The organism is Devosia sp. FJ2-5-3 (genome assembly GCF_029201545.1).
Classification (GTDB): domain Bacteria; phylum Pseudomonadota; class Alphaproteobacteria; order Rhizobiales; family Devosiaceae; genus Devosia.
The window spans coordinates 2,707,682-2,729,466 of the sequence record NZ_CP104007.1 but is presented as its reverse complement, the minus strand read 5'-3'; the positions used below and the strand labels follow the sequence as shown (position 1 = coordinate 2,729,466).

At 60.3% G+C, this 21,785-nt stretch carries 32 protein-coding genes; 30 read left to right on the top strand and 2 right to left on the bottom strand.

Going from position 1 to position 21,785, the window contains the following annotated elements; translation table 11 throughout:
- Positions 1-5 precede the first annotated feature (5 nt).
- The 29 genes from fusA (at position 6) to rplQ (ending at position 17,574) form a co-directional block, all read left to right on the top strand.
- Positions 6-2,096, top strand: a complete 2,091-nt coding sequence (gene fusA / locus N0P34_RS13250; protein ID WP_275603705.1) for an elongation factor G — start codon at positions 6-8, stop codon at positions 2,094-2,096.
- Between the two features lie 65 nt (positions 2,097-2,161).
- Positions 2,162-3,352 carry an elongation factor Tu gene (gene tuf, locus N0P34_RS13245; protein ID WP_275603704.1) on the top strand — a complete coding sequence of 397 codons (1,191 nt, stop codon included), beginning with the start codon at positions 2,162-2,164 and terminating at the stop codon, positions 3,350-3,352.
- Between the two features lie 67 nt (positions 3,353-3,419).
- Positions 3,420-3,728, top strand: coding sequence for a 30S ribosomal protein S10 (gene rpsJ / locus N0P34_RS13240; RefSeq protein WP_035080820.1), 309 nt, complete (start codon positions 3,420-3,422; stop codon positions 3,726-3,728).
- 84 nt (positions 3,729-3,812) lie between these two features.
- Positions 3,813-4,508, top strand: a complete 696-nt coding sequence (gene rplC, locus N0P34_RS13235) for a 50S ribosomal protein L3 (protein WP_275603703.1) — start codon at positions 3,813-3,815, stop codon at positions 4,506-4,508.
- Complete coding sequence (rplD, locus tag N0P34_RS13230) at positions 4,509-5,129, top strand: 50S ribosomal protein L4 (RefSeq protein WP_275603702.1); 621 nt, start codon at positions 4,509-4,511, stop codon at positions 5,127-5,129.
- A complete protein-coding gene (locus tag N0P34_RS13225) occupies positions 5,126-5,419 on the top strand; it encodes a 50S ribosomal protein L23 (RefSeq protein WP_275603701.1) in 294 nt (97 codons plus the stop codon). The genes rplD and N0P34_RS13225 overlap by 4 nt, the downstream gene beginning before the upstream one ends.
- An 18-nt stretch (positions 5,420-5,437) precedes the next feature.
- On the top strand, positions 5,438-6,277 hold the full coding sequence (gene rplB, locus N0P34_RS13220) for a 50S ribosomal protein L2 (RefSeq protein ID WP_275603700.1): 840 nt from the start codon (positions 5,438-5,440) through the stop codon (positions 6,275-6,277).
- Positions 6,278-6,280: 3 nt separating this feature from the next.
- Positions 6,281-6,559 (top strand): 30S ribosomal protein S19, encoded by a 279-nt coding sequence (rpsS, locus tag N0P34_RS13215; protein WP_137152192.1) that lies wholly within the window; start codon positions 6,281-6,283, stop codon positions 6,557-6,559.
- A 1-nt stretch (position 6,560) separates the two neighbouring features.
- Complete coding sequence (gene rplV / locus N0P34_RS13210; protein ID WP_275603699.1) at positions 6,561-6,941, top strand: 50S ribosomal protein L22; 381 nt, start codon at positions 6,561-6,563, stop codon at positions 6,939-6,941.
- Positions 6,941-7,678, top strand: a complete 738-nt coding sequence (gene rpsC, locus N0P34_RS13205) for a 30S ribosomal protein S3 (RefSeq protein WP_275603698.1) — start codon at positions 6,941-6,943, stop codon at positions 7,676-7,678. The genes rplV and rpsC overlap by 1 nt, the downstream gene beginning before the upstream one ends.
- A 15-nt stretch (positions 7,679-7,693) precedes the next feature.
- Positions 7,694-8,107 (top strand): 50S ribosomal protein L16, encoded by a 414-nt coding sequence (rplP, locus tag N0P34_RS13200; RefSeq protein WP_275603697.1) that lies wholly within the window; start codon positions 7,694-7,696, stop codon positions 8,105-8,107.
- A gap of 11 nt (positions 8,108-8,118) precedes the next feature.
- Positions 8,119-8,313, top strand: a complete 195-nt coding sequence (gene rpmC, locus N0P34_RS13195) for a 50S ribosomal protein L29 (protein WP_275603696.1) — start codon at positions 8,119-8,121, stop codon at positions 8,311-8,313.
- A gap of 12 nt (positions 8,314-8,325) precedes the next feature.
- On the top strand, positions 8,326-8,559 hold the full coding sequence (rpsQ, locus tag N0P34_RS13190; RefSeq protein ID WP_275603695.1) for a 30S ribosomal protein S17: 234 nt from the start codon (positions 8,326-8,328) through the stop codon (positions 8,557-8,559).
- A gap of 69 nt (positions 8,560-8,628) precedes the next feature.
- On the top strand, positions 8,629-8,997 hold the full coding sequence (gene rplN / locus N0P34_RS13185; RefSeq protein ID WP_086469610.1) for a 50S ribosomal protein L14: 369 nt from the start codon (positions 8,629-8,631) through the stop codon (positions 8,995-8,997).
- Positions 8,997-9,308 (top strand): 50S ribosomal protein L24, encoded by a 312-nt coding sequence (gene rplX / locus N0P34_RS13180; RefSeq protein WP_275603694.1) that lies wholly within the window; start codon positions 8,997-8,999, stop codon positions 9,306-9,308. The genes rplN and rplX overlap by 1 nt, the downstream gene beginning before the upstream one ends.
- Positions 9,301-9,858: a 50S ribosomal protein L5 gene (gene rplE, locus N0P34_RS13175; RefSeq protein WP_275603693.1), complete on the top strand. Its 558-nt coding sequence runs from the start codon at positions 9,301-9,303 to the stop codon at positions 9,856-9,858. The genes rplX and rplE overlap by 8 nt, the downstream gene beginning before the upstream one ends.
- Positions 9,859-9,888: 30 nt before the next feature.
- On the top strand, positions 9,889-10,194 hold the full coding sequence (gene rpsN / locus N0P34_RS13170) for a 30S ribosomal protein S14 (RefSeq protein ID WP_275603692.1): 306 nt from the start codon (positions 9,889-9,891) through the stop codon (positions 10,192-10,194).
- A 12-nt stretch (positions 10,195-10,206) separates the two neighbouring features.
- On the top strand, positions 10,207-10,605 hold the full coding sequence (gene rpsH, locus N0P34_RS13165) for a 30S ribosomal protein S8 (protein ID WP_275603691.1): 399 nt from the start codon (positions 10,207-10,209) through the stop codon (positions 10,603-10,605).
- 83 nt (positions 10,606-10,688) lie between these two features.
- Positions 10,689-11,222: a 50S ribosomal protein L6 gene (gene rplF / locus N0P34_RS13160; RefSeq protein WP_275603690.1), complete on the top strand. Its 534-nt coding sequence runs from the start codon at positions 10,689-10,691 to the stop codon at positions 11,220-11,222.
- A 12-nt stretch (positions 11,223-11,234) separates the two neighbouring features.
- Positions 11,235-11,597, top strand: a complete 363-nt coding sequence (rplR, locus tag N0P34_RS13155; RefSeq protein ID WP_275603689.1) for a 50S ribosomal protein L18 — start codon at positions 11,235-11,237, stop codon at positions 11,595-11,597.
- A gap of 21 nt (positions 11,598-11,618) precedes the next feature.
- Complete coding sequence (rpsE, locus tag N0P34_RS13150) at positions 11,619-12,152, top strand: 30S ribosomal protein S5 (protein ID WP_275603688.1); 534 nt, start codon at positions 11,619-11,621, stop codon at positions 12,150-12,152.
- Between the two features lie 21 nt (positions 12,153-12,173).
- Positions 12,174-12,362: a 50S ribosomal protein L30 gene (rpmD, locus tag N0P34_RS13145; RefSeq protein ID WP_275603687.1), complete on the top strand. Its 189-nt coding sequence runs from the start codon at positions 12,174-12,176 to the stop codon at positions 12,360-12,362.
- A 16-nt stretch (positions 12,363-12,378) separates the two neighbouring features.
- A complete protein-coding gene (rplO, locus tag N0P34_RS13140; RefSeq protein ID WP_275603686.1) occupies positions 12,379-12,882 on the top strand; it encodes a 50S ribosomal protein L15 in 504 nt (167 codons plus the stop codon).
- 126 nt (positions 12,883-13,008) lie between these two features.
- A complete protein-coding gene (secY, locus tag N0P34_RS13135) occupies positions 13,009-14,346 on the top strand; it encodes a preprotein translocase subunit SecY (protein WP_275603685.1) in 1,338 nt (445 codons plus the stop codon).
- Positions 14,343-14,912: an adenylate kinase gene (locus N0P34_RS13130; protein ID WP_275603684.1), complete on the top strand. Its 570-nt coding sequence runs from the start codon at positions 14,343-14,345 to the stop codon at positions 14,910-14,912. The genes secY and N0P34_RS13130 overlap by 4 nt, the downstream gene beginning before the upstream one ends.
- A gap of 175 nt (positions 14,913-15,087) precedes the next feature.
- Entirely contained in the window at positions 15,088-15,456 is a 369-nt protein-coding gene (rpsM, locus tag N0P34_RS13125) for a 30S ribosomal protein S13 (protein WP_275603683.1), read from the top strand.
- Positions 15,457-15,602: 146 nt separating this feature from the next.
- Positions 15,603-15,995 carry a 30S ribosomal protein S11 gene (gene rpsK, locus N0P34_RS13120; protein ID WP_046104437.1) on the top strand — a complete coding sequence of 131 codons (393 nt, stop codon included), beginning with the start codon at positions 15,603-15,605 and terminating at the stop codon, positions 15,993-15,995.
- 102 nt (positions 15,996-16,097) lie between these two features.
- Positions 16,098-17,117: a DNA-directed RNA polymerase subunit alpha gene (locus tag N0P34_RS13115; RefSeq protein ID WP_275603682.1), complete on the top strand. Its 1,020-nt coding sequence runs from the start codon at positions 16,098-16,100 to the stop codon at positions 17,115-17,117.
- A gap of 34 nt (positions 17,118-17,151) precedes the next feature.
- A complete protein-coding gene (gene rplQ, locus N0P34_RS13110; RefSeq protein WP_275603681.1) occupies positions 17,152-17,574 on the top strand; it encodes a 50S ribosomal protein L17 in 423 nt (140 codons plus the stop codon).
- A gap of 105 nt (positions 17,575-17,679) precedes the next feature.
- Here the strand turns inward: rplQ and N0P34_RS13105 are convergent, their stop codons facing one another.
- Positions 17,680-18,066 carry a YciI family protein gene (locus N0P34_RS13105; RefSeq protein WP_275603680.1) on the bottom strand — a complete coding sequence of 129 codons (387 nt, stop codon included), beginning with the start codon at positions 18,064-18,066 and terminating at the stop codon, positions 17,680-17,682.
- A 200-nt stretch (positions 18,067-18,266) separates the two neighbouring features.
- Between N0P34_RS13105 and N0P34_RS13100 the strand changes: the two genes are divergently transcribed.
- On the top strand, positions 18,267-19,328 hold the full coding sequence (locus N0P34_RS13100; RefSeq protein ID WP_275603679.1) for an NAD-dependent epimerase/dehydratase family protein: 1,062 nt from the start codon (positions 18,267-18,269) through the stop codon (positions 19,326-19,328).
- Here the strand turns inward: N0P34_RS13100 and N0P34_RS13095 are convergent.
- Complete coding sequence (locus N0P34_RS13095) at positions 19,261-21,558, bottom strand: LLM class flavin-dependent oxidoreductase (RefSeq protein WP_275603678.1); 2,298 nt, start codon at positions 21,556-21,558, stop codon at positions 19,261-19,263. The two genes, N0P34_RS13100 and N0P34_RS13095, sit on opposite strands and share 68 nt — an antisense overlap.
- Positions 21,559-21,785: the final 227 nt, after the last annotated feature.

Genomic DNA, 21,785 nt, shown 5'->3' with positions numbered 1-21,785 from the left:
ATCCAATGGCACGCGAATTCCCGATTCACCTCTATCGTAACTTCGGCATCATGGCTCACATTGATGCTGGCAAGACCACTACGACCGAGCGCATCCTCTACTACACGGGCAAGAACCATAAGATGGGCGAGACCCATGATGGTGCTTCGACCATGGACTGGATGGAGCAGGAGCAGGAACGCGGCATCACCATCACTTCGGCTGCCACGACCACGTCGTGGAAGTCGCGTGACGGTGTGCAGCATCGCTTCAACATCATCGACACGCCCGGTCACGTGGACTTCACCATTGAGGTCGAGCGTTCTCTCCGCGTGCTTGACGGTGCCGTTGCGCTGCTTGACGCCAACGCCGGCGTCGAGCCGCAGACCGAAACTGTCTGGCGTCAGGCCGACAAGTACGAAGTTCCGCGTCTGATCTTTGTCAACAAGATGGACAAGATCGGCGCCGACTTCTTCCGCTGCGTCGAAATGATTGGTTCTCGCCTGGGTGCCAAGGGCATTCCCGTGCAGATCCCCGTCGGTGCAGAAACCGAGTTCAAGGGCGTCGTTGACCTGATCGAGATGAATGCTCTGATCTGGCACAACGAAGAGCTGGGCGCTCAGTGGGACGTCGTCGAAATCCCGGAAGACCTCAAGGCAACTGCCGAGAAGTTCCGTGAGAAGATGATCGAAGCCGCCGTCGAAATGGACGACGACGCGATGGAAGCCTATCTGAACGGCGAACTGCCCAACAACGACACCATTCGTCGTCTGCTGCGCAAGGGCGTTCTGGATACCAAGTTCTTCCTCGTCTATGCTGGCTCGGCCTTCAAGAACAAGGGCGTTCAGCCTCTGCTCGACGGCGTGATCGACTTCCTGCCTGCGCCGACCGACATCCCGGCCATCAAGGGCGTCGATGCCAAGACCGACGAGCCGATCGAGCGTCATGCCGACGACAGCGAGCCGCTCTCGATGCTGGCGTTCAAGATCGCCAACGACCCGCACATGGGCACGTTGACCTTCTGCCGCATCTATTCGGGTCACCTCGAAGCCGGTATCAGCCTGGAAAACACCGTGAAGGGCAAGCGCGAACGCGTTGGCCGCATGTTCCAGATGCACTCGAACAGCCGTGAGCAGATCACCGAAGCTTTTGCTGGTGACATCGTGGCTATCGTGGGCCTCAAGGACACCACCACCGGTGACACCCTGGCGCCGACCAACTCGCAGGTTATCCTCGAGCGCATGGTCTTCCCGGATCCGGTTATCGACATCTCCGTCGAGCCGAAGTCCAAGGCCGACCAGGAAAAGATGGGCCTCGCCCTGAACCGCCTGGCTGCCGAAGATCCGTCCTTCCGCGTCAAGACCGACGAAGAATCCGGTCAGACGATCATTTCGGGCATGGGCGAGCTTCACCTCGACATTCTCGTCGATCGCATGAAGCGTGAATTCAAGGTGGAAGCCAATATCGGTCAGCCGCAGGTGGCTTACCGTGAGACGATCACCAAGAAGACCGAAAAAGACTACACCCACAAGAAGCAGTCTGGTGGTTCGGGTCAGTTCGCCCGCATCAAGATCATTGTCGAGCCGGGTGAAGCTGGTAAGGGCCTCGAATTCGTCAACGCCATCGTCGGCGGCGCTGTTCCTCGTGAATACGTCCCGGGCGTTTCGAAGGGTATCGAATCGGTCATGGGCGCAGGCCCGTTGATCGGCTTCCCTGTCGTTGACGTTAAGGTGACCCTTGTCGACGGTGCCTACCACGACGTGGACTCCTCGGTTCTGGCCTTCGAAATCGCCGGCCGTGCAGGCTTCCGTGAAGCCCTGCGTGAAGCTGGCCCGAAGATCCTCGAGCCGATCATGAAGGTTGAAGTTGTCACGCCGGACGATTACATGGGCGATGTCATCGGCGACCTCAACTCGCGTCGTGGGCAGATCCAGGGCACTGAAAGCCGTGGTGTTGTCCAGGTCGTGAATGCGTTCGTGCCGCTTGCAAACATGTTCGGTTATGTGAACTCGCTGCGCTCGATGAGCCAGGGTCGTGCTCAGTACACGATGACGTTCGACCATTACGAGCAGGTTCCGCAGGCCGTCGCTGACGAAGTCCAGGCCAAGTACGCCTAAAAACAGCGCAAGCTATAAACTCAACTGAAAGTCGGCCTTTGCGCTGACGATTTTGGAGAAAAAAGATGGGTAAGGAAAAGTTTTCCCGCTCCAAGCCGCACTGCAACATTGGCACCATTGGCCACGTTGACCATGGCAAGACCTCGCTGACTGCAGCGATCACCAAGGTTTTGGCTGAAGCCGGTGGCGCTCAGTTCAAGGACTATGCGTCGATCGACAGCGCGCCCGAAGAAAAGGCACGCGGCATCACCATCAACACGTCGCACGTCGAGTACGAGACGGCTAACCGTCACTACGCTCACGTCGACTGCCCAGGCCACGCTGACTATGTGAAGAACATGATCACCGGTGCCGCCCAGATGGACGGCGCGATCCTGGTCGTGTCCGCTGCCGACGGCCCGATGCCCCAGACCCGTGAGCACATCCTGCTCGCTCGTCAGGTTGGCGTGCCGGCTCTCGTCGTGTTCCTGAACAAGTGCGACATGGTCGACGATCCGGAACTGCTCGAGCTCGTCGAACTCGAAGTTCGTGAACTGCTGTCCTCGTACGAGTTCCCGGGCGACGATATCCCGATCATCAAGGGTTCGGCTCTGGCCGCTCTTGAAGATTCCGACAAGAAGCTCGGCCACGACGCCGTTCTCGAGCTGATGGCCGCTGTTGACGCGTACATCCCGCAGCCGGAACGTCCGGTTGACCAGCCCTTCCTGCTCCCGATCGAAGACGTGTTCTCGATCTCGGGTCGCGGTACGGTTGTGACCGGTCGCGTTGAGCGCGGTATCGTCAAGGTTGGTGAAGAAGTCGAAATCGTCGGCATCAAAGCCACCCAGAAGACGACCGTTACCGGCGTTGAAATGTTCCGCAAGCTGCTCGATTCGGGCCAGGCTGGCGACAACGTTGGCGCCCTGATCCGTGGTATCGACCGCACGCAGGTCGAGCGCGGCCAGGTGCTCTGCAAGCCCGGTTCCGTGACCCCGCACACCGACTTCACGGCTGAGGTTTATATCCTCACCAAGGAAGAGGGTGGCCGTCACACGCCGTTCTTCGGTAACTACCGTCCGCAGTTCTACTTCCGCACGACGGACGTGACCGGCATCGTGACCCTTCCCGAAGGCACCGAAATGGTGATGCCGGGCGACAACCTGAACATCAACGTTCAGCTGATCGTTCCGATCGCCATGGAAGAGAAGCTCCGCTTCGCTATCCGTGAAGGTGGCCGTACGGTTGGTTCGGGCGTCGTTGCTACGATCCTGAAGTAAGCCTCTTAGACATTCGCGGCGCGCGGATGATCGCGCGCCGCGATCAATTTTGTCAGGATTTGAGAAGATGAACGGTCAGAATATCCGCATCCGCCTCAAGGCGTTTGACCATCGCGTGCTCGATACGTCGACCCGCGAGATCGTCAATACCGCCAAGCGCACGGGTGCACAGGTTCGCGGTCCCATTCCGCTGCCGACCCGCATCGACAAGTTCACCGTCAACCGCTCGCCGCACATCGACAAGAAGGCTCGCGAGCAGTTTGAGATCCGGACCCACAAGCGTTTGCTTGACATTGTGGACCCGACCCCTCAGACGGTGGATGCACTGATGAAGCTTGACCTCGCCGCCGGCGTCGACGTCGAAATCAAGCTCTAAAGCATAAAACAAATTCCGCGCCTGCCGCTAAAGGGGTCCTCTGAAACCATGACCCGGCAGAGCGCCAACAAGAAGGTATAACCGATGCGTTCTGGATTGATCGCACAGAAGCTGGGGATGACTCGCATCTTCGCAGAGGACGGCTCGCACGTCCCTGTGACAGTTCTGAGTCTGGAAAACTGCCAGGTGGTAGCCCAGAAGACCGTGGAGAAGGACGGCTACGTCGCCCTGCAGCTCGGCGCAGGCCAGGCTAAGGCAAAGAACACCTCCAAGGCAGAGCGCGGCCACTTCGCCGCTGCCAAGGTCGAACCCAAGCGTCACGTGACCGAATTCCGCGTCGATGCAGAGAACCTGATCGAGGTTGGCGCCACTCTTAAGGCTGACCACTTTGCTGAAGGCCAGCTCGTCGATGTGACCGGAACGTCCATCGGTAAGGGTTTTGCCGGTGGTATGAAGCGCTGGAACTTCGGTGGTCTGCGCGCCTCGCACGGTGTTTCCGTGTCTCACCGCTCCATCGGTTCGACTGGTGGTCGTCAGGACCCCGGTAAGACCTTCAAGAACAAGAAGATGCCTGGTCACATGGGTGACCGCCGCATCACCACTCAGAATGTCAAGGTCGTCAAGACTGACGTGGAACGTGGCCTGATCCTGATCCAGGGTTCGGTGCCGGGCTCCAAGGGTGCTTGGATCACGATCAAGGACGCCGTCAAGAAGCCGGCTCCCGCGAACGCTGCCCTTCCGGGTTCGTTCGAGGCCGCTGCTGCGGGAGAAGCGAAGTAAATGGAACTCCAGGTAACTACTCTCGACGGGAAGTCGGCCGGTACTGTCGCCCTCGCGGATGACGTGTTCGGTCTCGAGGTTCGCCCCGACATCCTGCACCGTATGGTTCGCTACCAGCAGCTTAAGGCTATGGCTGGCACGCATGACGTGAAGAACCGTTCCGAAGGCGTGCGCACGGGCAAGAAGTTCGTGAAGCAGAAGGGTTCGGGCGGCGCTCGTCACGGCGATCGCAAGGCTCCCCAGTTCCGTGGTGGCGGCCGTGCATTCGGTCCGACCCCGCGTAGCCACGCGATCGATCTTCCCAAGAAGGTCCGCGCCCTGGCACTTAAGCATGCTCTGTCGGCCAAGGCCGCTGCAGGCTCGCTGATCGTGCTGGAAAGCGTTGCACAGGCGGAAGCCAAGACTGCAGCTCTGCGCACCACCTTCGGCAAGCTCGCCTGGGCAAACGCTCTGATCATCGACGGTGCAACCGTCGACCAGAACTTCGCTCTTGCCGCGCGCAACATCCCGAATATCGACGTGCTGCCGGTGCAGGGGATCAACGTTGTTTCGATCCTTAAGCGTGACAAGCTCGTCCTGACCAAGGCAGCGCTTGAGGCGCTGGAAGCGAGGTTCGCATGAACAAGCTTGCCGCTTACGATATCGTCCGTAACCCCGTCGTGACTGAAAAGTCGACGATGGCTTCGGAAAACAACCAGGTCGTTTTCGACGTGGCCATCGATGCATCCAAGCCCGAGATCAAGGCTGCCGTCGAGCAGCTCTTCTCGGTCAAGGTCAAGGCAGTGAACACCCTCGTCCGCAAGGGCAAGGTGAAGCGCTTCCGCGGCCGCATCGGCACCCGGAACGACGTGAAGAAGGCCGTTGTGACCCTCGTCGACGGCCAGTCGATCGATATTTCGACCGGCCTCTAAGGGACAAGAGACAGCAAAATGGCTCTAAAGACTTACAATCCCACCTCCGAAGGCCGTCGTACTCTCGTTACGACCGACCGTTCGCAGCTCTGGAAGGGTGCCCCGGTCAAGGCTTTGACCGAAGGCCTCAGCAAATCCGGTGGTCGTAACAACCGTGGTCGCATCACTGCGTTCCACCGTGGTGGCGGTCACAAGCGTACGTATCGCATGATTGATTTCAAGCGTGCCAAGTTTGACGTCGTCGGGACCGTAGAACGTCTCGAATACGATCCGAACCGCACCGCTTGGATCGCTCTGATCAAGTACGAAGATGGCGAGCTTGCCTATATCGTGGCTCCCCAGCGTCTGGCTGCAGGTGACAAGGTCATCTCGTCCATGTCGGCTCTCGACGTGAAGCCGGGCAACGCCATGCCGCTCGAGCGCATGCCGGTCGGCACCATCGTGCACAACGTCGAGCTGAAGCCCCGCAAGGGTGGCCAGGTCGCCCGTTCTGCCGGCGCCTATGCCCAGTACGTTGGCCGCGACTCCGGTTGGGCCATCCTGCGCCTCAACTCGGGTGAGCAGCGTCGTGTGCATGGCACTTGCCTTGCAACCGTCGGTGCTGTGTCCAACCAGGATCACGCCAACACCTCGCTCGGCAAGGCTGGTCGCAATCGCTGGCTCGGCCGCAAGCCGGTCAACCGCGGTGTGACCATGAACCCGGTCGATCACCCGCATGGTGGTGGTGAAGGCCGTACCTCCGGTGGTCGTCACCCGGTTACCCCGTGGGGCAAGCCGACCAAGGGCAAGCGTACGCGTAGCAACAAGGCAACGGACAAGTTCATCGTTCGTAGCCGTCACGTTAAGAAGGGCAGGTAAGCGATGACCCGTTCGATTTGGAAGGGCCCGTTCGTAGACGGCTACATGCTCAAGAAGGCTGAGAAGGCCTTGGCATCCGGCCGCAACGACGTTGTCAAGATCTGGAGCCGTCGCTCTACCATCCTGCCGCAGTTCGTGGGTATCACGTTCGGCGTGCACAATGGCCAGAAGCACATTCCGGTCAGCGTCACCGAAGACATGATCGGCCACAAGTTTGGCGAGTTCGCGCCGACCCGTACCTATTACGGTCACGCCGCCGACAAGAAGGCCAAGAGGAAGTAAGATGGGCAAGCCAAAGACTGAGCGCGCTCTCAAGGACAACGAGGCTAAGGCTGTCCTGCGCATGCTGCGCATCAGCCCTCAGAAGCTGAACCTCGTCGCGCAGTTGATCCGTGGCAAGAAGGTTGAGAAGGCCCTGGCCGATCTCGAATTCAGCCACAAGCGCATCTCTGGCCAGGTGAAGAAGGTGCTCGAGAGCGCCATCGCCAATGCCGAGAACAACCATGGCTTGGACACCGACGCCCTCGTCGTTGCCGAAGCCTTCGTGGGCAATTCGCTTGTCATGAAGCGTTTCACTGCACGTGGTCGCGGTAAATCGTCGCGGATCGAGAAGCCTTTCTCGCATCTGACGATCGTCGTCCGGCAAGTTGAGGAGGCCGCATAATGGGTCAGAAGATCAATCCAATCGGCTTCCGCCTGGGCATCAACCGCACCTGGGATAGCCGCTGGTACGCCAATAAGGGCGAGTATGGTTCGCTGCTTCAGGAAGACCTGAAGATCCGCACCATGCTGATGAAGGATCTGAAGGCGGCCGCCGTCTCCAAGATCGTCATCGAGCGTCCGCACCGCAAGTGCCGCGTGTCGATCCACACCGCCCGTCCGGGCATCGTGATCGGCAAGAAGGGCGCTGACATCGACAAGATCCGCGCCAAGGTGAAGAAGTTCACCGACTCGGAAGTGCACATCAACATCGTTGAAGTGCGCAAGCCCGAGACGGACGCGACCTTGGTTGCCCAGGGCATTGCTCAGCAGCTGGAACGCCGTGTGGCATTCCGTCGCGCCATGAAGCGTGCCGTTCAGACCGCAATCCGCATGGGCGCCGGTGGTATCCGCGTCAATGTTGGTGGTCGTCTTGGTGGTGCCGACATCGCTCGTACCGAATGGTACCGCGAAGGCCGCGTGCCGCTGCACACCCTGCGTGCGGACATCGACTACGGCACGGCCGAAGCCGAAACCACGTATGGCATCATCGGCATCAAGGTCTGGGTCTTCAAGGGCGAAGTCCTCGAGCATGATCCGTCCGCTCATGAGCGTCGCGCTACCGAAGGTAGTGAAGGTGGCCAGCGTAGCGAGCGCGAACCGCGCCGTGAGCGTGGCGATCGCGACCGCGAACGCGCATAAGAAGGTTGAACGACTATGCTGCAACCGAAGAGAACTAAGTTCCGCAAGGCCCACAAGGGTCGCATCCATGGCCAGGCCAAGGGTGGCACCGAGCTGGCATTCGGCCAGTACGCACTGAAGGCCACCGAGCCGGAACGTGTTACTGCCCGCCAGATCGAGGCAGCCCGTCGCGCGATCACTCGCGAGATGAAGCGTCAGGGCCGCGTGTGGATCCGGATTTTCCCGGATCTGCCAGTTTCCAAGAAGCCTACCGAAGTCCGAATGGGTAAGGGTAAGGGCTCCGTGGAGTTCTGGGCGGCACGTGTAAAACCTGGTCGCATCGTTTTTGAGATTGACGGCGTACCCGAAGACGTTGCAAAGGAGGCCCTTCGCCTCGGAGCAATGAAGTTGCCGATCACCACGCGCATCGTACAGCGCATTGTCGACTAAGGAACACGAGCATGAAAGCCAGTGATGTGCGGAGCAAAACCGCAGACGAACTGAAAGATCAGCTCGTCGACCTCAAGAAAGAACAGTTCAACCTGCGTTTCCAGCGTGCTACCCAGCAGCTGGAAAAGCCGGCCCAGGTCAAGCAGGTCCGCCGCGATATCGCGCGGATCAAGACGATCCTCGGCCAAAAGAACGCAGCTAAGTAAGGAATCGATCCCATGCCAAAGCGCGTTCTGCAGGGGACTGTTGTCTCCGACGCCAATGACAAGACTATCGTTGTTCGTGTCGAGCGCCGTTTCACGCACCCCCTTCTGAAGAAGACGGTGCGTCGGTCCAAGAAGTACCATGCCCATGACGAGGCCAATGTGGCCAAGGTCGGGCAGATCGTCTGGATCGAGGAAACTGCGCCGATCAGCAAGAACAAGCGTTGGACGCTTGTTCCGTCAGCGTAAGAGAATTTTTGATATTAGGTCGGCGAGCCGGATGACGGTGCAGCCGGTTCAACTAGAAGGCATCCAGTTATGATCCAGATGCAGTCCAATCTCGACGTCGCCGATAATTCCGGCGCTAAGCGAGTCATGTGCATCAAGGTGCTGGGCGGCTCGCATCGCAAATACGCCTCGGTCGGCGACATTATTGTCGTTTCGGTCAAGGACGCTATTCCGCGTGGTCGCGTTAAGAAGGGCCAGGTAATGAAGGCTGTGGTGGTTCGCACCGCAACTGACATCCGTCGCCCCGATGGCACCGTCATCCGTTTTGACAAGAACGCCGCTGTTCTTCTGAACAATCAGAAAGAGCCCATCGGCACCCGTATCTTCGGACCGGTTCCGCGCGAACTTCGCGCCAAGAACCACATGAAGATCATCTCGCTCGCCCCAGAGGTGCTGTAATGGCCTCCAAGATCAAGAAGGGCGACAAGGTCGTCGTCCTCGCTGGTAAGGACAAGGGCAAGACCGGTCAGGTCCTGCAGGTAATTCCCAGCGAAACCCGCGCGCTCGTTCAGGGTATCAACCTGATCCGCCGCCACACCAAGCAGACTGCGTCGACCGATGCCGGCATCTTCACCAAGGAAGCGCCGATCCATCTGTCCAATCTCGCCGTTGCTGATGCCAATGGCAAGCCGACCCGCGTCGGTTTCCAGATCAAGGACGGCGTGAAGACCCGCGTCGCCAAGACTACCGGAGATGGGATCGATGGCTGAGACCGCTTATATTCCGCGCCTGCGCACGGTCTATGAAGAGACCATCAAGGCTGAACTGACCAAGCAGTTCAACTACACCAACGTCATGCAGCTGCCCAAGGTCGACAAGATCGTGCTGAACATGGGCGTTGGTGAAGCCGTGGCCGACACCAAGAAGGTGAAGTCCGCTGCTGCCGAAATGGAAAAGATCGCTGGTCAGAAGCCGGTTATCACCCATGCGCGCAAGTCTATCGCTGGCTTCAAGGTCCGCGAAGAAATGCCGCTCGGCGTCAAGGTCACCCTGCGCGGCGTGCGCATGTACGAATTCCTGGACCGCTTGGTGAACATCGCCCTGCCGCGCGTCCGTGACTTCCGTGGCCTCAATCCGAATTCCTTTGACGGCCGTGGCAACTATGCCATGGGCATCAAGGAACACATCATTTTCCCCGAAATCAACTACGATCAGATCGATCAGGTTTGGGGCATGGATATCGTGATTGCCACGACGGCCAAGACGGACGATGAAGCACGCGCGCTTCTGCGGGCTTTCAACTTCCCGTTCCGCCAGTAAGCGGGCAGGGAAGGGATAAAGGATCAGGACATGGCAAAGACCAGCTCCATCGAAAAGAACAACAAGCGCGCGGCCCTGGCCAAGCAGTATGCTGACAAGCGTTCTGCCCTCAAGGCAACGATCAAGGACCAGAATCTGTCCATTGAAGAGCGCTTCAACGCAACGCTCAAGCTCGCAGAACTTCCCCGCAACTCGGCAAAGGTGCGCGTGCGCAACCGTTGCGAGGTCTCGGGTCGTCCGCGTGGTTACTATCGCAAGCTCAAGATGAGCCGTATCGCCCTGCGTCAGCTGGGCAACCTGGGTCAGATCCCGGGTTTGGTCAAGTCGAGCTGGTAAGGAGAGAAGACAATGAGCTTTTCCGATCCCATCGGCGATATGCTGACCCGCATCCGCAACGCTCAAGAGCGTCGCAAATCTTCCGTTTCGACACCGGCATCGACCCTTCGCGGTCGCGTGCTGGACGTTCTCCAGTCCGAGGGTTTCATCCGCGGCTATTCGGAGACCAAGTTCGAGAACGGTGCTTCCGAGTACGAGATTGAACTCAAGTACTCCGAGAACGAAGGCGTGATCCGCACCATCGAGCGCGTTTCCCGTCCCGGCCGCCGCGTGTACGCGTCGGTAAAGAATATTCCGCAGGTGGCTAATGGCCTCGGTGTGTCGATCCTGTCCACCCCCAAGGGTGTTATGGCCGACCACGAAGCCAAGGCTGCCAACGTTGGTGGCGAGGTACTCTGCCGCGTCTTCTAAGGTGTGAGCCCGGAATGCAGGGTCCCCTGCGTTCCGGTCACTTGCTCGCATCGCGCGGTAAGACGATTACTCAAGGATAAGAAATGTCACGTACTGGCAAGAAACCGGTGGCCCCGGTAAGCGGCGTCACGGTAACGATCAATGGTCGTACCGTCTCGGCTAAGGGCCCGAAGGGCGAATTGAGCATCGCGCTCATGGATGTGGTGAACGTCGAGCAGGGTGAAGAAGGCGTTGTCGTCTCTCCTGCCAACGACAGCCGTGAAGCCCGTGCGGCTTGGGGCACCACCCGCGCCCTCATCCAGAACATGGTCACCGGTGTCAGCGCCGGCTTCGAAAAGAAGCTTGCGATCCAGGGCGTGGGTTATCGCGCCGCGATGCAGGGTAAGGATGTGAAGCTGTCTCTGGGCTTCAGCCACGAAGTAGTCTATCAGGCGCCCCGGGGGATCACCTTGGCCGTGCCGGCTCCGACCGAAATCATCGTGACCGGTATCGACAAGCAGGCTGTTGGCCAGGTGGCCGCAGAGATCCGCGGCTGGCGTCCGCCCGAGCCCTACAAGGGCAAGGGTGTGCGGTACTCGAACGAGACCGTGTATCGCAAAGAAGGCAAGAAGAAGTAAGGAGCGCCTGCAATGGCTATCACTGCAAAAGGTGCGGATCGCCGCAAGGCCCGTGTCCGCAAGGCGCTCAAGGCTCGTGCCTTTGGTCGTCCCCGTCTCAGCGTTTTCCGCTCGGACAAGAATATCTACGCCCAGATCATCGACGACACGACTGGTCGTACGCTGGCTGCCGCTTCGACCCTCGACAAGGATCTGCGCTCGGGCCTCAAGAGCGGTTCGACCGCCGAGGCTGCTGCGTCCGTCGGCAAGGCGATTGCCGAGCGTGGCGTGAAGGCAGGCGTTGGCGAAGTCGTCTTCGACCGTGGCGCCTACATCTATCACGGCCGTGTTAAGGCCCTTGCAGACGCTGCCCGTGAGGGCGGTCTGCAGTTCTAACCACGGCGAGGAAGAGATAAAATGAGCAGAGACGTTCAAGAGCGCGAAAGCGAATTCGTCGATCGCCTGGTCCACATCAATCGTGTGGCCAAGGTTGTGAAGGGCGGCCGTCGCTTCGGTTTCGCAGCACTCGTCGTTGTTGGTGACCAGAAGGGTCGCGTCGGTTTCGGTCACGGTAAGGCCCGTGAAGTTCCCGAGGCAATCCGCAAGGCCACTGAACAGGCCAAGCGCCAGATGATCCGCGTGCCGCTCCGCGATGCACGTACCCTTCACCACGACGTGACGGGTCGTCACGGCGCCGGCAAGGTGATCCTGCGTGCCGCCGTTCCGGGTACTGGTATCATTGCCGGTGGTCCGATGCGCGCCGTGTTCGAAACGCTTGGCATCAACGATATCGTTGCCAAGTCCCAGGGCACTGCAAACCCCTACAACATGGTTCGCGCCACATTTGATGCGCTCAAGCGCGTTGATAGCCCCCGTGCGGTGGCTTCTCGTCGCGGCCTGAAGGTCTCCGAACTGCAGGCTCGCCGCGGCGAAACTGCTGTCGAAGCTTGACCGTAAGGACGGAGAAGCAAAATGGCTGACAAGAAGACCATCACTGTGCAGCAGATCGGTTCGCCGATCCGCCGCGAAAAGAGCCAGCGCGCGACCCTTATCGGTCTCGGGCTCAACAAGATGAACAAGCAGCGCGAGCTGGTTGATACGCCCGAAGTTCGTGGCATGATCAACAAGGTCCCGCACCTCGTCCGCGTTGTCGGCGAGTAAGAGAGGGTCCGTACAAATGACTCGTTTGAACGAACTTCGCGATAATCCAGGTGCCAACAAGGTCCGCGTTCGCGTTGGCCGTGGTATCGGTTCGGGCGTCGGCAAGACCGGCGGCCGCGGCGGCAAGGGCCAGACAGCTCGCGCCGGTGTTGCGATCAACGGCTTCGAAGGCGGCCAGATGCCCCTTCACATGCGTATGCCGAAGCGTGGCTTCAATGCTTGGAATCCCAAGGATTGGAACGAAGTACGCCTCGACCGCATCCAGGCCTACATCGACAGCGGCAAGCTGGACATCAAGGGTGTGGTTGACTCCGCGGCCCTGGTTGCAGCTGGTGTCATCCGTCGTCCCAAGGACGGCGTGCGCCTGATCGGCTCGGAAGGTTTTTCGGCCAAGAAGGTGACCTTCAAGGTTGACTACGCCACCAAGGGCGCAGCCGCTGCCATCGAGGCAGCCGGCGGCAAGCTTGACCTGATCCCGGTCAAAGAGACCTGGAAAAAGACTCCTTACGCCGCCAAGTAATCTGGCAAATGCGCACCCGACCATTGGATTGGGTGCGCTTTTTGGTTTGTTGCGCCAGGGTGGCAGGACTATATGCTCCTCAGGCGCTCCAACTGCGCCTGGCCTTGAAGCCTTAGGGAGCGAAGTATGGCGTCCGCAGCCGAGCAACTAGCTCGCAATCTTTCTTTTTCGACCTTCTCCAAGGCGAAAGCCCTGCAGCAGCGCATCTGGTTCACGCTGGGCGCGCTGCTTGTGTATCGTTTGGGCACTTTCATTCCGGTTCCGGGCATCGATCCAGATGCGTTCCGGGCCACTTTCGAGCAGAGCCAGCAAGGCATCATCGGCATGTTCAACATGTTCTCCGGTGGCGCCGTGGAACGTATGGCGATCTTTGCTCTCAACCTGATTCCCTACATTACGGCGTCCATCGTCGTGCAGGTGATCTCGACGGCGTCTCCGCGCCTCGAAGCCCTCAAGAAAGAGGGTGAGGCTGGCCGTCGCAAGATGAACCAGTACACCCGCTACCTCGCCGTGCTGTTCTGCGCGGTGCAGGCCTATGGCATTGCCGTGGGTCTGGAAGGCAGCCAGGGCGTCGTCCTCAATCCGGGCTGGTTCTTCCGCATCTCGACCGTCATCACCCTCGTTGGTGGCACGATGTTCCTGATGTGGCTGGGCGAACAGATCACGGCACGCGGCGTCGGCAACGGTATCTCGCTGATTATCTTTGCAGGTATCGTGGCCAATCTGCCCTCGACAGTGGCTCAGACGCTCGAGCTCAGCCGTACTGGCGCCATTCCTGGTTTTGCCGCGCTTGGCATGATCGTTTTGGCCCTCGTGGTCATCGCGATCATCGTCTTCTTCGAACGGGCCCAGCGACGCTTGCTGATCCAGTATCCGAAGCGTCAGGTCGGCAACAAGATGTTCCAGGGGGATACCTCGCATCTGCCGCTCAAGCTGAACACCGCCGGCGTTATCCCGGTGATCTTCGGCTCGTCGCTCCTCCTGCTGCCGGCGACCATTGCGTCCTTTGCAGCGCAGGGGAACGCACCGGGCTGGCTGACCACCGTCACGGCCCTTCTCGGCCGCGGGCAGCCCCTCTATCTGGCGCTGTTTGCGTTCCTGATCATCTTCTTCGCCTTCTTCTACACGGCCATCGTGTTCAATCCCACGGAGACGGCGGATAATCTCAAGCGCTCTGGCGGTTTCATTCCGGGCATCCGTCCGGGTGAGCGGACCGCACAGCACATCGACTATGTGCTGACGCGCATCACCGTTGTCGGTGCTATATACCTCACGGTCGTGGCTCTGATTCCGGAAGTTATGTTCAGCCAGCTCGCTGTCAGCCAATTCATTGGCGGCACCTCGCTCCTGATCATGGTGACGGTGACCCTTGATACGGTCAGTCAGATCCAGAGCCATCTCGTTGCCCAGCAATATGAAGGGCTTTTGAAGAAATCCCGACTTGGAGGGGGCAAGCGTCGATGAGGTTGATCCTTTTGGGACCGCCGGGGGCAGGCAAGGGTACACAGGCAAAGATTCTGGTCGAAGCCTATGGTATTCCCCAGCTGTCCACTGGCGACATTCTGCGCGCCGCGATTGCGGCCAAGACCCCGCTCGGGGTCGAGGCGAAGGCGATCGTGGATCGTGGTGACCTCGTGTCGGACGCCATTGTGAACGGTATTGTCTCTGAGCGGCTCGACGCCGAGGATTGCAAGCCTGGCTTCATCCTCGACGGTTTCCCGCGGACCATCGCCCAGGCGGAAGCCCTCGATGGCATGCTCAAGGACAAGGGTGTCTCGCTTGACGCGGTTATCGAGATCAAGGCAGACGCCGACATTCTCGTGCAACGTGTTATCAATCGGGCTAAGGAATCGGGTGGCGCGCGCGCCGACGACAACGAGGAAGTGCTGCGCAAGCGCCTTGGTGTTTATGCCGATCAGACTGCCCCGCTGGTTTCGTACTATTCCGATAAGGGCCTCCTGTGCCCCGTGGATGGTATGGCCCCGGTGAACGAAGTGACCACTGCCATCAAGGCAGCGATTACCAAATAATTTGATAGAGCGGGGCCTGTTGACTCCGCTCGGTCGAATCCTTAAAGAACCGCATCAGTCTCATGGATTTTTGGGCTGGATTCGGTTCTCAACCATGGTTGGGGGTCGAGATCCGGTCCCTTGTTGTTTAAGGACACCCGCCGGGATGGCGCGTGTTGAATGAAGGAGAGCAGACGTGGCTCGTATTGCTGGCGTCAATATCCCGACGAACAAGCGCGTTGTTATCGCGCTGCAGTATATTCACGGGATCGGCGAAAAGTTCGCCAAGGACATCACCGACACGGTCGGTATCCCCGCTGAGCGTCGGGTCAATGAACTGACCGACGCCGAGGTGATTCAGATCCGTGAAGCCATCGACCGCGACTATGTCGTGGAAGGTGATCTTCGTCGCAGCGTTGCGATGAACATCAAGCGCTTGATGGACCTTGGTAATTATCGTGGTCTGCGTCATCGTCGTGGCCTTCCGGTCCGCGGCCAGCGCACCCACACCAATGCTCGTACCCGCAAGGGTCCGGCAAAGCCGATCGCCGGTAAGAAGAAGTAAGTTTCGCACCCGCTGGGGCGGGGCGGTTGTTTTATCGGAAGTGGCGGGTTTGATCCCTCTGGAGCTTCGTGCTCCTGGATGCGATTCGCTTCTTTCGTGGTGGAGCTGCTGGCACTACGGCAGCGCCGATACCTAAGAGGACCTTTATGGCTAAGACCGAAGTCGCGCGCGTCCGTCGCAAGGAGCGCAAGAATATCACTTCTGGCGTTGCACACGTGAACGCCTCCTTCAACAACACCATGATCACCATCGCGGACATGCAGGGCAACACGATCTCGTGGTCGTCCTCGGGCGTGATGGGTTTTAAGGGCTCGCGCAAGTCGACCCCCTATGCTGCCCAGGTTGCCGCGGAAGACGCAGCAAAGAAGGCTCAGGAACACGGCATGAAGACCCTCGAGGTCGAAGTGCGTGGTCCCGGTTCAGGCCGTGAGTCGGCGCTGCGCGCCCTTCAGGCTGCTGGCTTCAATGTCACCTCGATCCGCGACGTGACTTCGATTCCGCACAACGGTTGCCGTCCGCGCAAGCGGCGCCGCGTCTAAACCTTAGACCACTTGGTAAACTCCCGGCTTCAAGGGCCGGGAGTCCTATTGTGTTTGCGGCGGAGCGGCCTTAGCGGGCCGCGAATTTGAAAGGACAATACCGTGACGATCCAGAGGAACTGGCAGGAACTCATCAAGCCGACCAAGCTGGAGATTGTTTCGGATGGCGTCGATACGCGCCAGGCATCGGTGATCGCCGAGCCTCTCGAGCGCGGCTACGGCCTTACCTTGGGCAATGCGCTGCGTCGCGTTCTGCTGTCGTCGCTTCAGGGCGCCGCAGTCACCGCGATTCAGATCGACGGCATTCTGCACGAATTCTCGTCTCTGCCCGGCGTGCGTGAGGACATCACCGATCTGGTGCTGAACGTCAAGGAAATCGCCATCAAGATGGGTGGCGAAGGTCCGAAGCGTCTCACTCTGACCCGGCAAGGCCCGGGCTCGGTGACGGCTGGCGACATCAAGGTGTCGGGCGACATCGAAGTGCTCAATCCCGAACTCGTGATCTGCCATCTCGACGATGGTGCCGAAATCAATATCGAGTTCACCGTCAATACCGGCAAGGGCTATGTCCCCGCCGACAAGAATCGTCCGGAAGATGCCCCGATTGGCTATATTCCGGTCGACGCCCTGTTCTCGCCGGTTCGCCGCGTGAGCTACAAGGTTGACGCGACCCGCGCTGGCGAAAGCTTGGACAAGGACAAGCTCACCCTGCAGGTCGAGACCAATGGCGCCGTGTCGCCGGAAGATGCCGTGGCTTACGCTGCGCGCATTCTCCAGGACCAGCTGTCGGTTTTCGTGAACTTCGAAGAGCCCAGCAAGGAAAAGGCACAGGATGCCGTTCCCGAACTGGCCTTCAACCCGGCTCTGCTCAAGAAGGTGGACGAACTCGAACTCTCCGTTCGTTCGGCCAACTGCCTCAAGAACGACAACATCGTCTACATCGGCGACCTTATCCAGAAGACGGAAGCCGAAATGCTGCGGACTCCGAATTTCGGCCGCAAGTCGCTCAATGAAATCAAGGAAGTCCTGGCACAAATGGGGCTTCATCTCGGGATGGACGTCAACAACTGGCCGCCTGAGAATATCGATGACCTCGCCAAGCGCTACGAAGATCATTACTGATCCGGCGCCGGCCAAGACTTTTAGGAGATAACCCATGCGACACGGTAATCGCGGCCGCAAATTCAGCCGTACCGCTTCCCACCGTAAGGCGATGTTCGCCAATATGTCTGCTGCGCTGATCAAGCACGAGCAGATCGTTACCACGCTTCCCAAGGCCAAGGACCTGCGTCCGATCGTCGAGAAGCTGATCACCCTCGGCAAGCGCGGCGACCTGCACGCTCGTCGTCAGGCGATCGCCCAGATCCGTGACGAAGCCATGGTTGCGAAGCTTTTCGCAGTCCTCGGCCCGCGTTATGCCGAGCGTCAGGGCGGCTACATCCGCATCCTCAAGGCCGGCTTCCGCTATGGCGACAACGCCCCGCTGGCCGTGATCGAGTTTGTCGATCGCGACGTCAATGCCAAGGGCTTGGACTCCGGTCCGTCCTTCGCACAGGACGACGAAGCCGAAGCCGCATAAGAGCGCTTCAGCATCAAATTCAAAAGGGCGGCCTCTGTGGTCGCCCTTTTTGTTTTCTGTGATCCGGTTGGTACGGTCGGTGTCTGCCTGGGCGGGCAGGGCGGTTCAGCCGCGTCTCTCGGCTTCCGCCCGGGCTTTGAGCCGCTCCGGCGGCACGGGATTGAAGGCCCGGACCTCGACGGGCGCCCTGCAAGCGATTGCGGCCTTCTTGCCCCAGTCCAGCGCGTCCTCGATGTCCTTGCATTCGAGCACCCAGAACCCTCCAACATGCTCCTTGGCTTCGACGAAGGGGCCGTCCGTGATCACGGTGCCGCCATTGCGGTCGGCTCGGATTGTTCGAGCCCGCCGCGCCGGCTCGAGGCCTCCCACGAAGGCCCGAACATTTTTAGCGATCATCTCTTCATTGAGATCTGAAATGTCCGCCCGCAGCGCGCTGTTTTCCTGCGCGGTGTCGTAGTCGTCGGGCAAATGGATCGCGACCAGGAACTGCATTTTCGTCTCCTCACGTTCGGTGGAGCCTCTCTCCGCCGTTGAATCTAGACGAACGGCATGGCGGCAGTCAGACTAAGCAGTTCAATATTCGGGCCCCGACCCTTCGCTGCCAGGTGCAATGACCCTGGCGCCGGGCTTGTTTTCCCGCTTTCACGCGATCCATCCAGTGTGTACCCATTGAGGAGATACGGGGGGACATAATGGATCGCATTCTCGTCACCGGAGCTTCGGGCTTCGTTGCCAGGCATCTTATCGGTGAACTCCTCCGCGCCGGATATCTGGTGCGGGGCACGGTCCGAACCCGCTCGCGCCTGCAGTCGATCCAGGCGGCCACCGTGGCCCTAGCCCCGGGCAGGGAGGATCGCCTCGAGATCGTGGAGGCCGACCTCCTCGACGATGCGGGGTGGGCGTCGGCCATGGCCGATGTCCAGGCGGTGATGCATGTTGCGACTGTCATCGTCGCCGAAGAGCCCCGGGATCCGTCCACTGTAATCCGTCCGGCTGTGGAGGGCACGGAACGCATCCTGCGCTTTGCGCACGCCGAAGGCATCAGGCGCGTGGTGATGACCTCTTCCATTGCCACTGTCGGCTATGGTCATGGTTACGATAGTGGCGTCCGCACTTATACCGAGGCGGATTTCACCGATCTGTCAAAAATGCGCCATCCCTGGGCCTATTGCATCGGCAAGACCCGGGCCGAGCAGGCGGCGTGGGCCTTCGCCAGCGGCAAGGGAATGGAACTTACCACGATCCACCCCGGGGCCATTCTCGGTCCCGCGTCCGATCCCCAGACCAGCATCTCGCTCGGCCTTGTCAGCGGGCTCCTGGATGGCTCGACCCCCGCCATGCCGCGCATCGGCTTTGCGATTTCCGATGTGCGCGATGTCGCGGCAATGCATCTGGCGGCCCTGCGCGATCCCGAAAGCATTGGCCAGCGCTATCTGTGCACGGGCCCCTACACCCGCTTTGACCAGGTCGCCGCGATTCTCCGCCGCGCCTATCCCGATTACCCCGTGACGCTCAAGACTGTCCCCGACTGGCTGATGCGCCTCGTGGCCCTAATGAATGGCCCCGTCCGGCAGATCATAAACGATATCGGCAACGAGAAACATTTTGATGGCGCAAAAGGTGAGCGCCTCCTGGGCCGGCCCTATTTTACCGTCGAGGAGGCAATTCTGAGCGCTGCCGAGAGCCTCATCCGGCTAGGACTTGTGCATCGTCCGAATTCGGCGCGACCGCGTCAGCCTGAGCCGGCGGAATAGGGAAGTTCGTGCCGAACAGCTGGCCTGGATCGTATTCTGCCTTGAGCAAACGCAGTTTTTGCAGCGTCTCGCCGGGGAAGGCCCTGTCGAGCTGAGCGCGGTCCCGCGATGTTTCGAAGTTGAGGTAGAGCCCGTCGAGATAGGGTTCGACTATCGGCCACAGGCTTTCGAGACGGTGGGCTGTGCTGCCAAATCCGCTAGCGTTGAGGCTGAAATTCTGGTGCCGATGGGCGTATGCGGTCGCGTCAACAGGCACATCGTTCACCGCGCCGCCGACCGCCCGCAACTGCATCATATTGGTCGCCTTGCCGCGCAGGATTTCGCCCATGGCCCCGGCCAAGTCGGGCGTCAGCCCTGTCACGAGGCCCGCCCGTGAGACAAAATCGCCGGACCCGTCATGCCCGCTGAAATTGGTTTCGACGAGCCCTGTATAGGGAATGATATAGGCCTGGCTGCCCAGTACCGGGCCGACGCTGAGGAAGGGCTGCAGCATGGGTTCGGCTATGGTTGGATCAGGATTGGCGATCACGATGCTGGCCTGCCCGATTGCCGGATTGCCTGACCGGGCCGGAACCATGGTCAGGAAGCTCGTGAGCTCCCGTGGCGCGGAGACCACCGCCTCTGCCCAGCGGGGCAGGACGGCACGAGCATCGCTGAGATCGTAGGTGAGCTGCGCGAACACAACATTGCCGACGGGATAGGCTTCCAGCTCCAGCGCTGTCACCGCACCAAAATTGGCGCCGGCGCCGCGAATGGCCCAGAACAGGTCCTTGTGATTGTCCTTGTCCGCCCGCACGAGCCGCCCATCGGCCAACACGATCTCGGCCGCCTTGACGTGATCGAGGGTCAGGCCATGTTTTCGCGAAAACCAGCCGATACCGCCTGCCGTGGCGAGCCCACCGACGCCGACATCGCCATAGTCGCCCGAGCCCATGCCCAGCCCATGAGGCGCCAGTGCTGTCGCCACATCGCCCCAGCGGGCCCCCGCGCCGACGCGGAACAGGCCGGTCCTGGCGTCGAGAAGCCTGATCTCGTTCATCTGCCCCAAATCGAGGACGATGCCGCCATCATTGGTAGCCTGGCCTGAAATGCCGTGGCCGCCGCTGCGCACCGCCAGGGCGACGTTCTGCCGTGCCGCATAGGTAGTGGCCGCCGACACCTCTTCCGCCGTCCACGGCCGCAGCACGAGGCCAGGATTCCCCCTATAGAGATAGGTGGAGCGGAATTTGGGAAAGTCGTGGTCGCCCGGTTCGACGACCCGCTCTGCCAGGCTCGCCGGAATAGCGTCGTAGTCTATTCCGATGCGCCTCTTTGCCATTACCGCTCTCGTCCGGCCTGGGGCCGCAGCCGTGCCTTTCGACGCCCGGGCCGCTTCCACCTTGGCGCGTACGGCCGGCGCGACCTCGTCGCCGAACAGCGCGATCGGCCCCGAACTGTCTGCAGGCAGGATGAATGTCGAGAAACCGTGCTCGCGCGCCAATCCGACGAGCTGGTCGACCATCTCTGCAACATCTTCGGGCGTTGCCAGCCGGCCGCTGATATTGAGCAGCCGCCTGATGTCGCGCGGGTCGCGTCCGGCCTCCACGGCCGCGTCATCGATAATGGCATTGGATTCGGCCATGGTCGGCGACTTGATATATCCAAGCGAGGGCAGCCAGCCATCGGCCTTTCGGCCCACCAGCCTCAGCATGCGTGGCTTATAGGCGCCGAGCCAGATACCGACGGGATGATGGGGCAGGGGGCCGCGGCGCGCGCCGCGCGCTTTGTGATAGGTGCCATCGAGCCGAGCACCGCCGGCCTCGCCCGCGTCCCAGATACCCCGGATGATATCCATGGCTTCTTCCAGCGCGTCGACCGCCTGTCCGGGCGTGAGCTTTTCTTCGCCCATCGCCTCGATGCCATCCCAGAACGCGCCCGCGCCGAGGCCAAGTTCTACGCGCCCTTGCGTCAGCAGATCGAGGCTGGCAACGGCGCGTGCCAGCACGGCCGGCTGGCGCAAGGGCAGGTTCAGCACATTGCCCGAAAGGCTCACGCGACTGGTCTTGGCCGCGACATAGGACAAGAGCGTCCAGGTATCGACGAAGTTGGACTGGTAGGGGTGGTCCTGGAAGGTGACGAGGTCGAGCCCGTGGGCTTCGGTCTCCTGCGCTAGCACGACGACGTCGTCCACCCGCTGGGCCGAGGGGGTGATGAACGTGCCGAAACGCAGATTATGCCGATAATCGCTCATGGCATGGTCTCTGTGGTTACGAAAGGATACTTGCTATCTAGGCAGTACCGAGCCGATCGCAAGGCGGCACACGGATGTAACTATCGGCTATTGCGCCCCGTGCATGGCGAAACTGGGGGCCCGCCACCAAAATTTAGCCGCGCAGGGGCATTCCCCGGCTGGACCCCAGGCACGCGCCAGCCTGCGACATAGGTTCCCTCTTTTCCTTCCGCCGGTTCTGGGCCATA

Coding starts and splice junctions, on each gene's coding strand:
- fusA (WP_275603705.1), top strand. CDS start 6: ATGGCACGCGAATTCCCGATTCACCTCTATCGTAACTTCGGCATCATG.
- tuf (WP_275603704.1), top strand. CDS start 2,162: ATGGGTAAGGAAAAGTTTTCCCGCTCCAAGCCGCACTGCAACATTGGC.
- rpsJ (WP_035080820.1), top strand. CDS start 3,420: ATGAACGGTCAGAATATCCGCATCCGCCTCAAGGCGTTTGACCATCGC.
- rplC (WP_275603703.1), top strand. CDS start 3,813: ATGCGTTCTGGATTGATCGCACAGAAGCTGGGGATGACTCGCATCTTC.
- rplD (WP_275603702.1), top strand. CDS start 4,509: ATGGAACTCCAGGTAACTACTCTCGACGGGAAGTCGGCCGGTACTGTC.
- N0P34_RS13225 (WP_275603701.1), top strand. CDS start 5,126: ATGAACAAGCTTGCCGCTTACGATATCGTCCGTAACCCCGTCGTGACT.
- rplB (WP_275603700.1), top strand. CDS start 5,438: ATGGCTCTAAAGACTTACAATCCCACCTCCGAAGGCCGTCGTACTCTC.
- rpsS (WP_137152192.1), top strand. CDS start 6,281: ATGACCCGTTCGATTTGGAAGGGCCCGTTCGTAGACGGCTACATGCTC.
- rplV (WP_275603699.1), top strand. CDS start 6,561: ATGGGCAAGCCAAAGACTGAGCGCGCTCTCAAGGACAACGAGGCTAAG.
- rpsC (WP_275603698.1), top strand. CDS start 6,941: ATGGGTCAGAAGATCAATCCAATCGGCTTCCGCCTGGGCATCAACCGC.
- rplP (WP_275603697.1), top strand. CDS start 7,694: ATGCTGCAACCGAAGAGAACTAAGTTCCGCAAGGCCCACAAGGGTCGC.
- rpmC (WP_275603696.1), top strand. CDS start 8,119: ATGAAAGCCAGTGATGTGCGGAGCAAAACCGCAGACGAACTGAAAGAT.
- rpsQ (WP_275603695.1), top strand. CDS start 8,326: ATGCCAAAGCGCGTTCTGCAGGGGACTGTTGTCTCCGACGCCAATGAC.
- rplN (WP_086469610.1), top strand. CDS start 8,629: ATGATCCAGATGCAGTCCAATCTCGACGTCGCCGATAATTCCGGCGCT.
- rplX (WP_275603694.1), top strand. CDS start 8,997: ATGGCCTCCAAGATCAAGAAGGGCGACAAGGTCGTCGTCCTCGCTGGT.
- rplE (WP_275603693.1), top strand. CDS start 9,301: ATGGCTGAGACCGCTTATATTCCGCGCCTGCGCACGGTCTATGAAGAG.
- rpsN (WP_275603692.1), top strand. CDS start 9,889: ATGGCAAAGACCAGCTCCATCGAAAAGAACAACAAGCGCGCGGCCCTG.
- rpsH (WP_275603691.1), top strand. CDS start 10,207: ATGAGCTTTTCCGATCCCATCGGCGATATGCTGACCCGCATCCGCAAC.
- rplF (WP_275603690.1), top strand. CDS start 10,689: ATGTCACGTACTGGCAAGAAACCGGTGGCCCCGGTAAGCGGCGTCACG.
- rplR (WP_275603689.1), top strand. CDS start 11,235: ATGGCTATCACTGCAAAAGGTGCGGATCGCCGCAAGGCCCGTGTCCGC.
- rpsE (WP_275603688.1), top strand. CDS start 11,619: ATGAGCAGAGACGTTCAAGAGCGCGAAAGCGAATTCGTCGATCGCCTG.
- rpmD (WP_275603687.1), top strand. CDS start 12,174: ATGGCTGACAAGAAGACCATCACTGTGCAGCAGATCGGTTCGCCGATC.
- rplO (WP_275603686.1), top strand. CDS start 12,379: ATGACTCGTTTGAACGAACTTCGCGATAATCCAGGTGCCAACAAGGTC.
- secY (WP_275603685.1), top strand. CDS start 13,009: ATGGCGTCCGCAGCCGAGCAACTAGCTCGCAATCTTTCTTTTTCGACC.
- N0P34_RS13130 (WP_275603684.1), top strand. CDS start 14,343: ATGAGGTTGATCCTTTTGGGACCGCCGGGGGCAGGCAAGGGTACACAG.
- rpsK (WP_046104437.1), top strand. CDS start 15,603: ATGGCTAAGACCGAAGTCGCGCGCGTCCGTCGCAAGGAGCGCAAGAAT.
- rplQ (WP_275603681.1), top strand. CDS start 17,152: ATGCGACACGGTAATCGCGGCCGCAAATTCAGCCGTACCGCTTCCCAC.
- N0P34_RS13105 (WP_275603680.1), bottom strand. CDS start 18,066: ATGCAGTTCCTGGTCGCGATCCATTTGCCCGACGACTACGACACCGCG.
- N0P34_RS13100 (WP_275603679.1), top strand. CDS start 18,267: ATGGATCGCATTCTCGTCACCGGAGCTTCGGGCTTCGTTGCCAGGCAT.
- N0P34_RS13095 (WP_275603678.1), bottom strand. CDS start 21,558: ATGAGCGATTATCGGCATAATCTGCGTTTCGGCACGTTCATCACCCCC.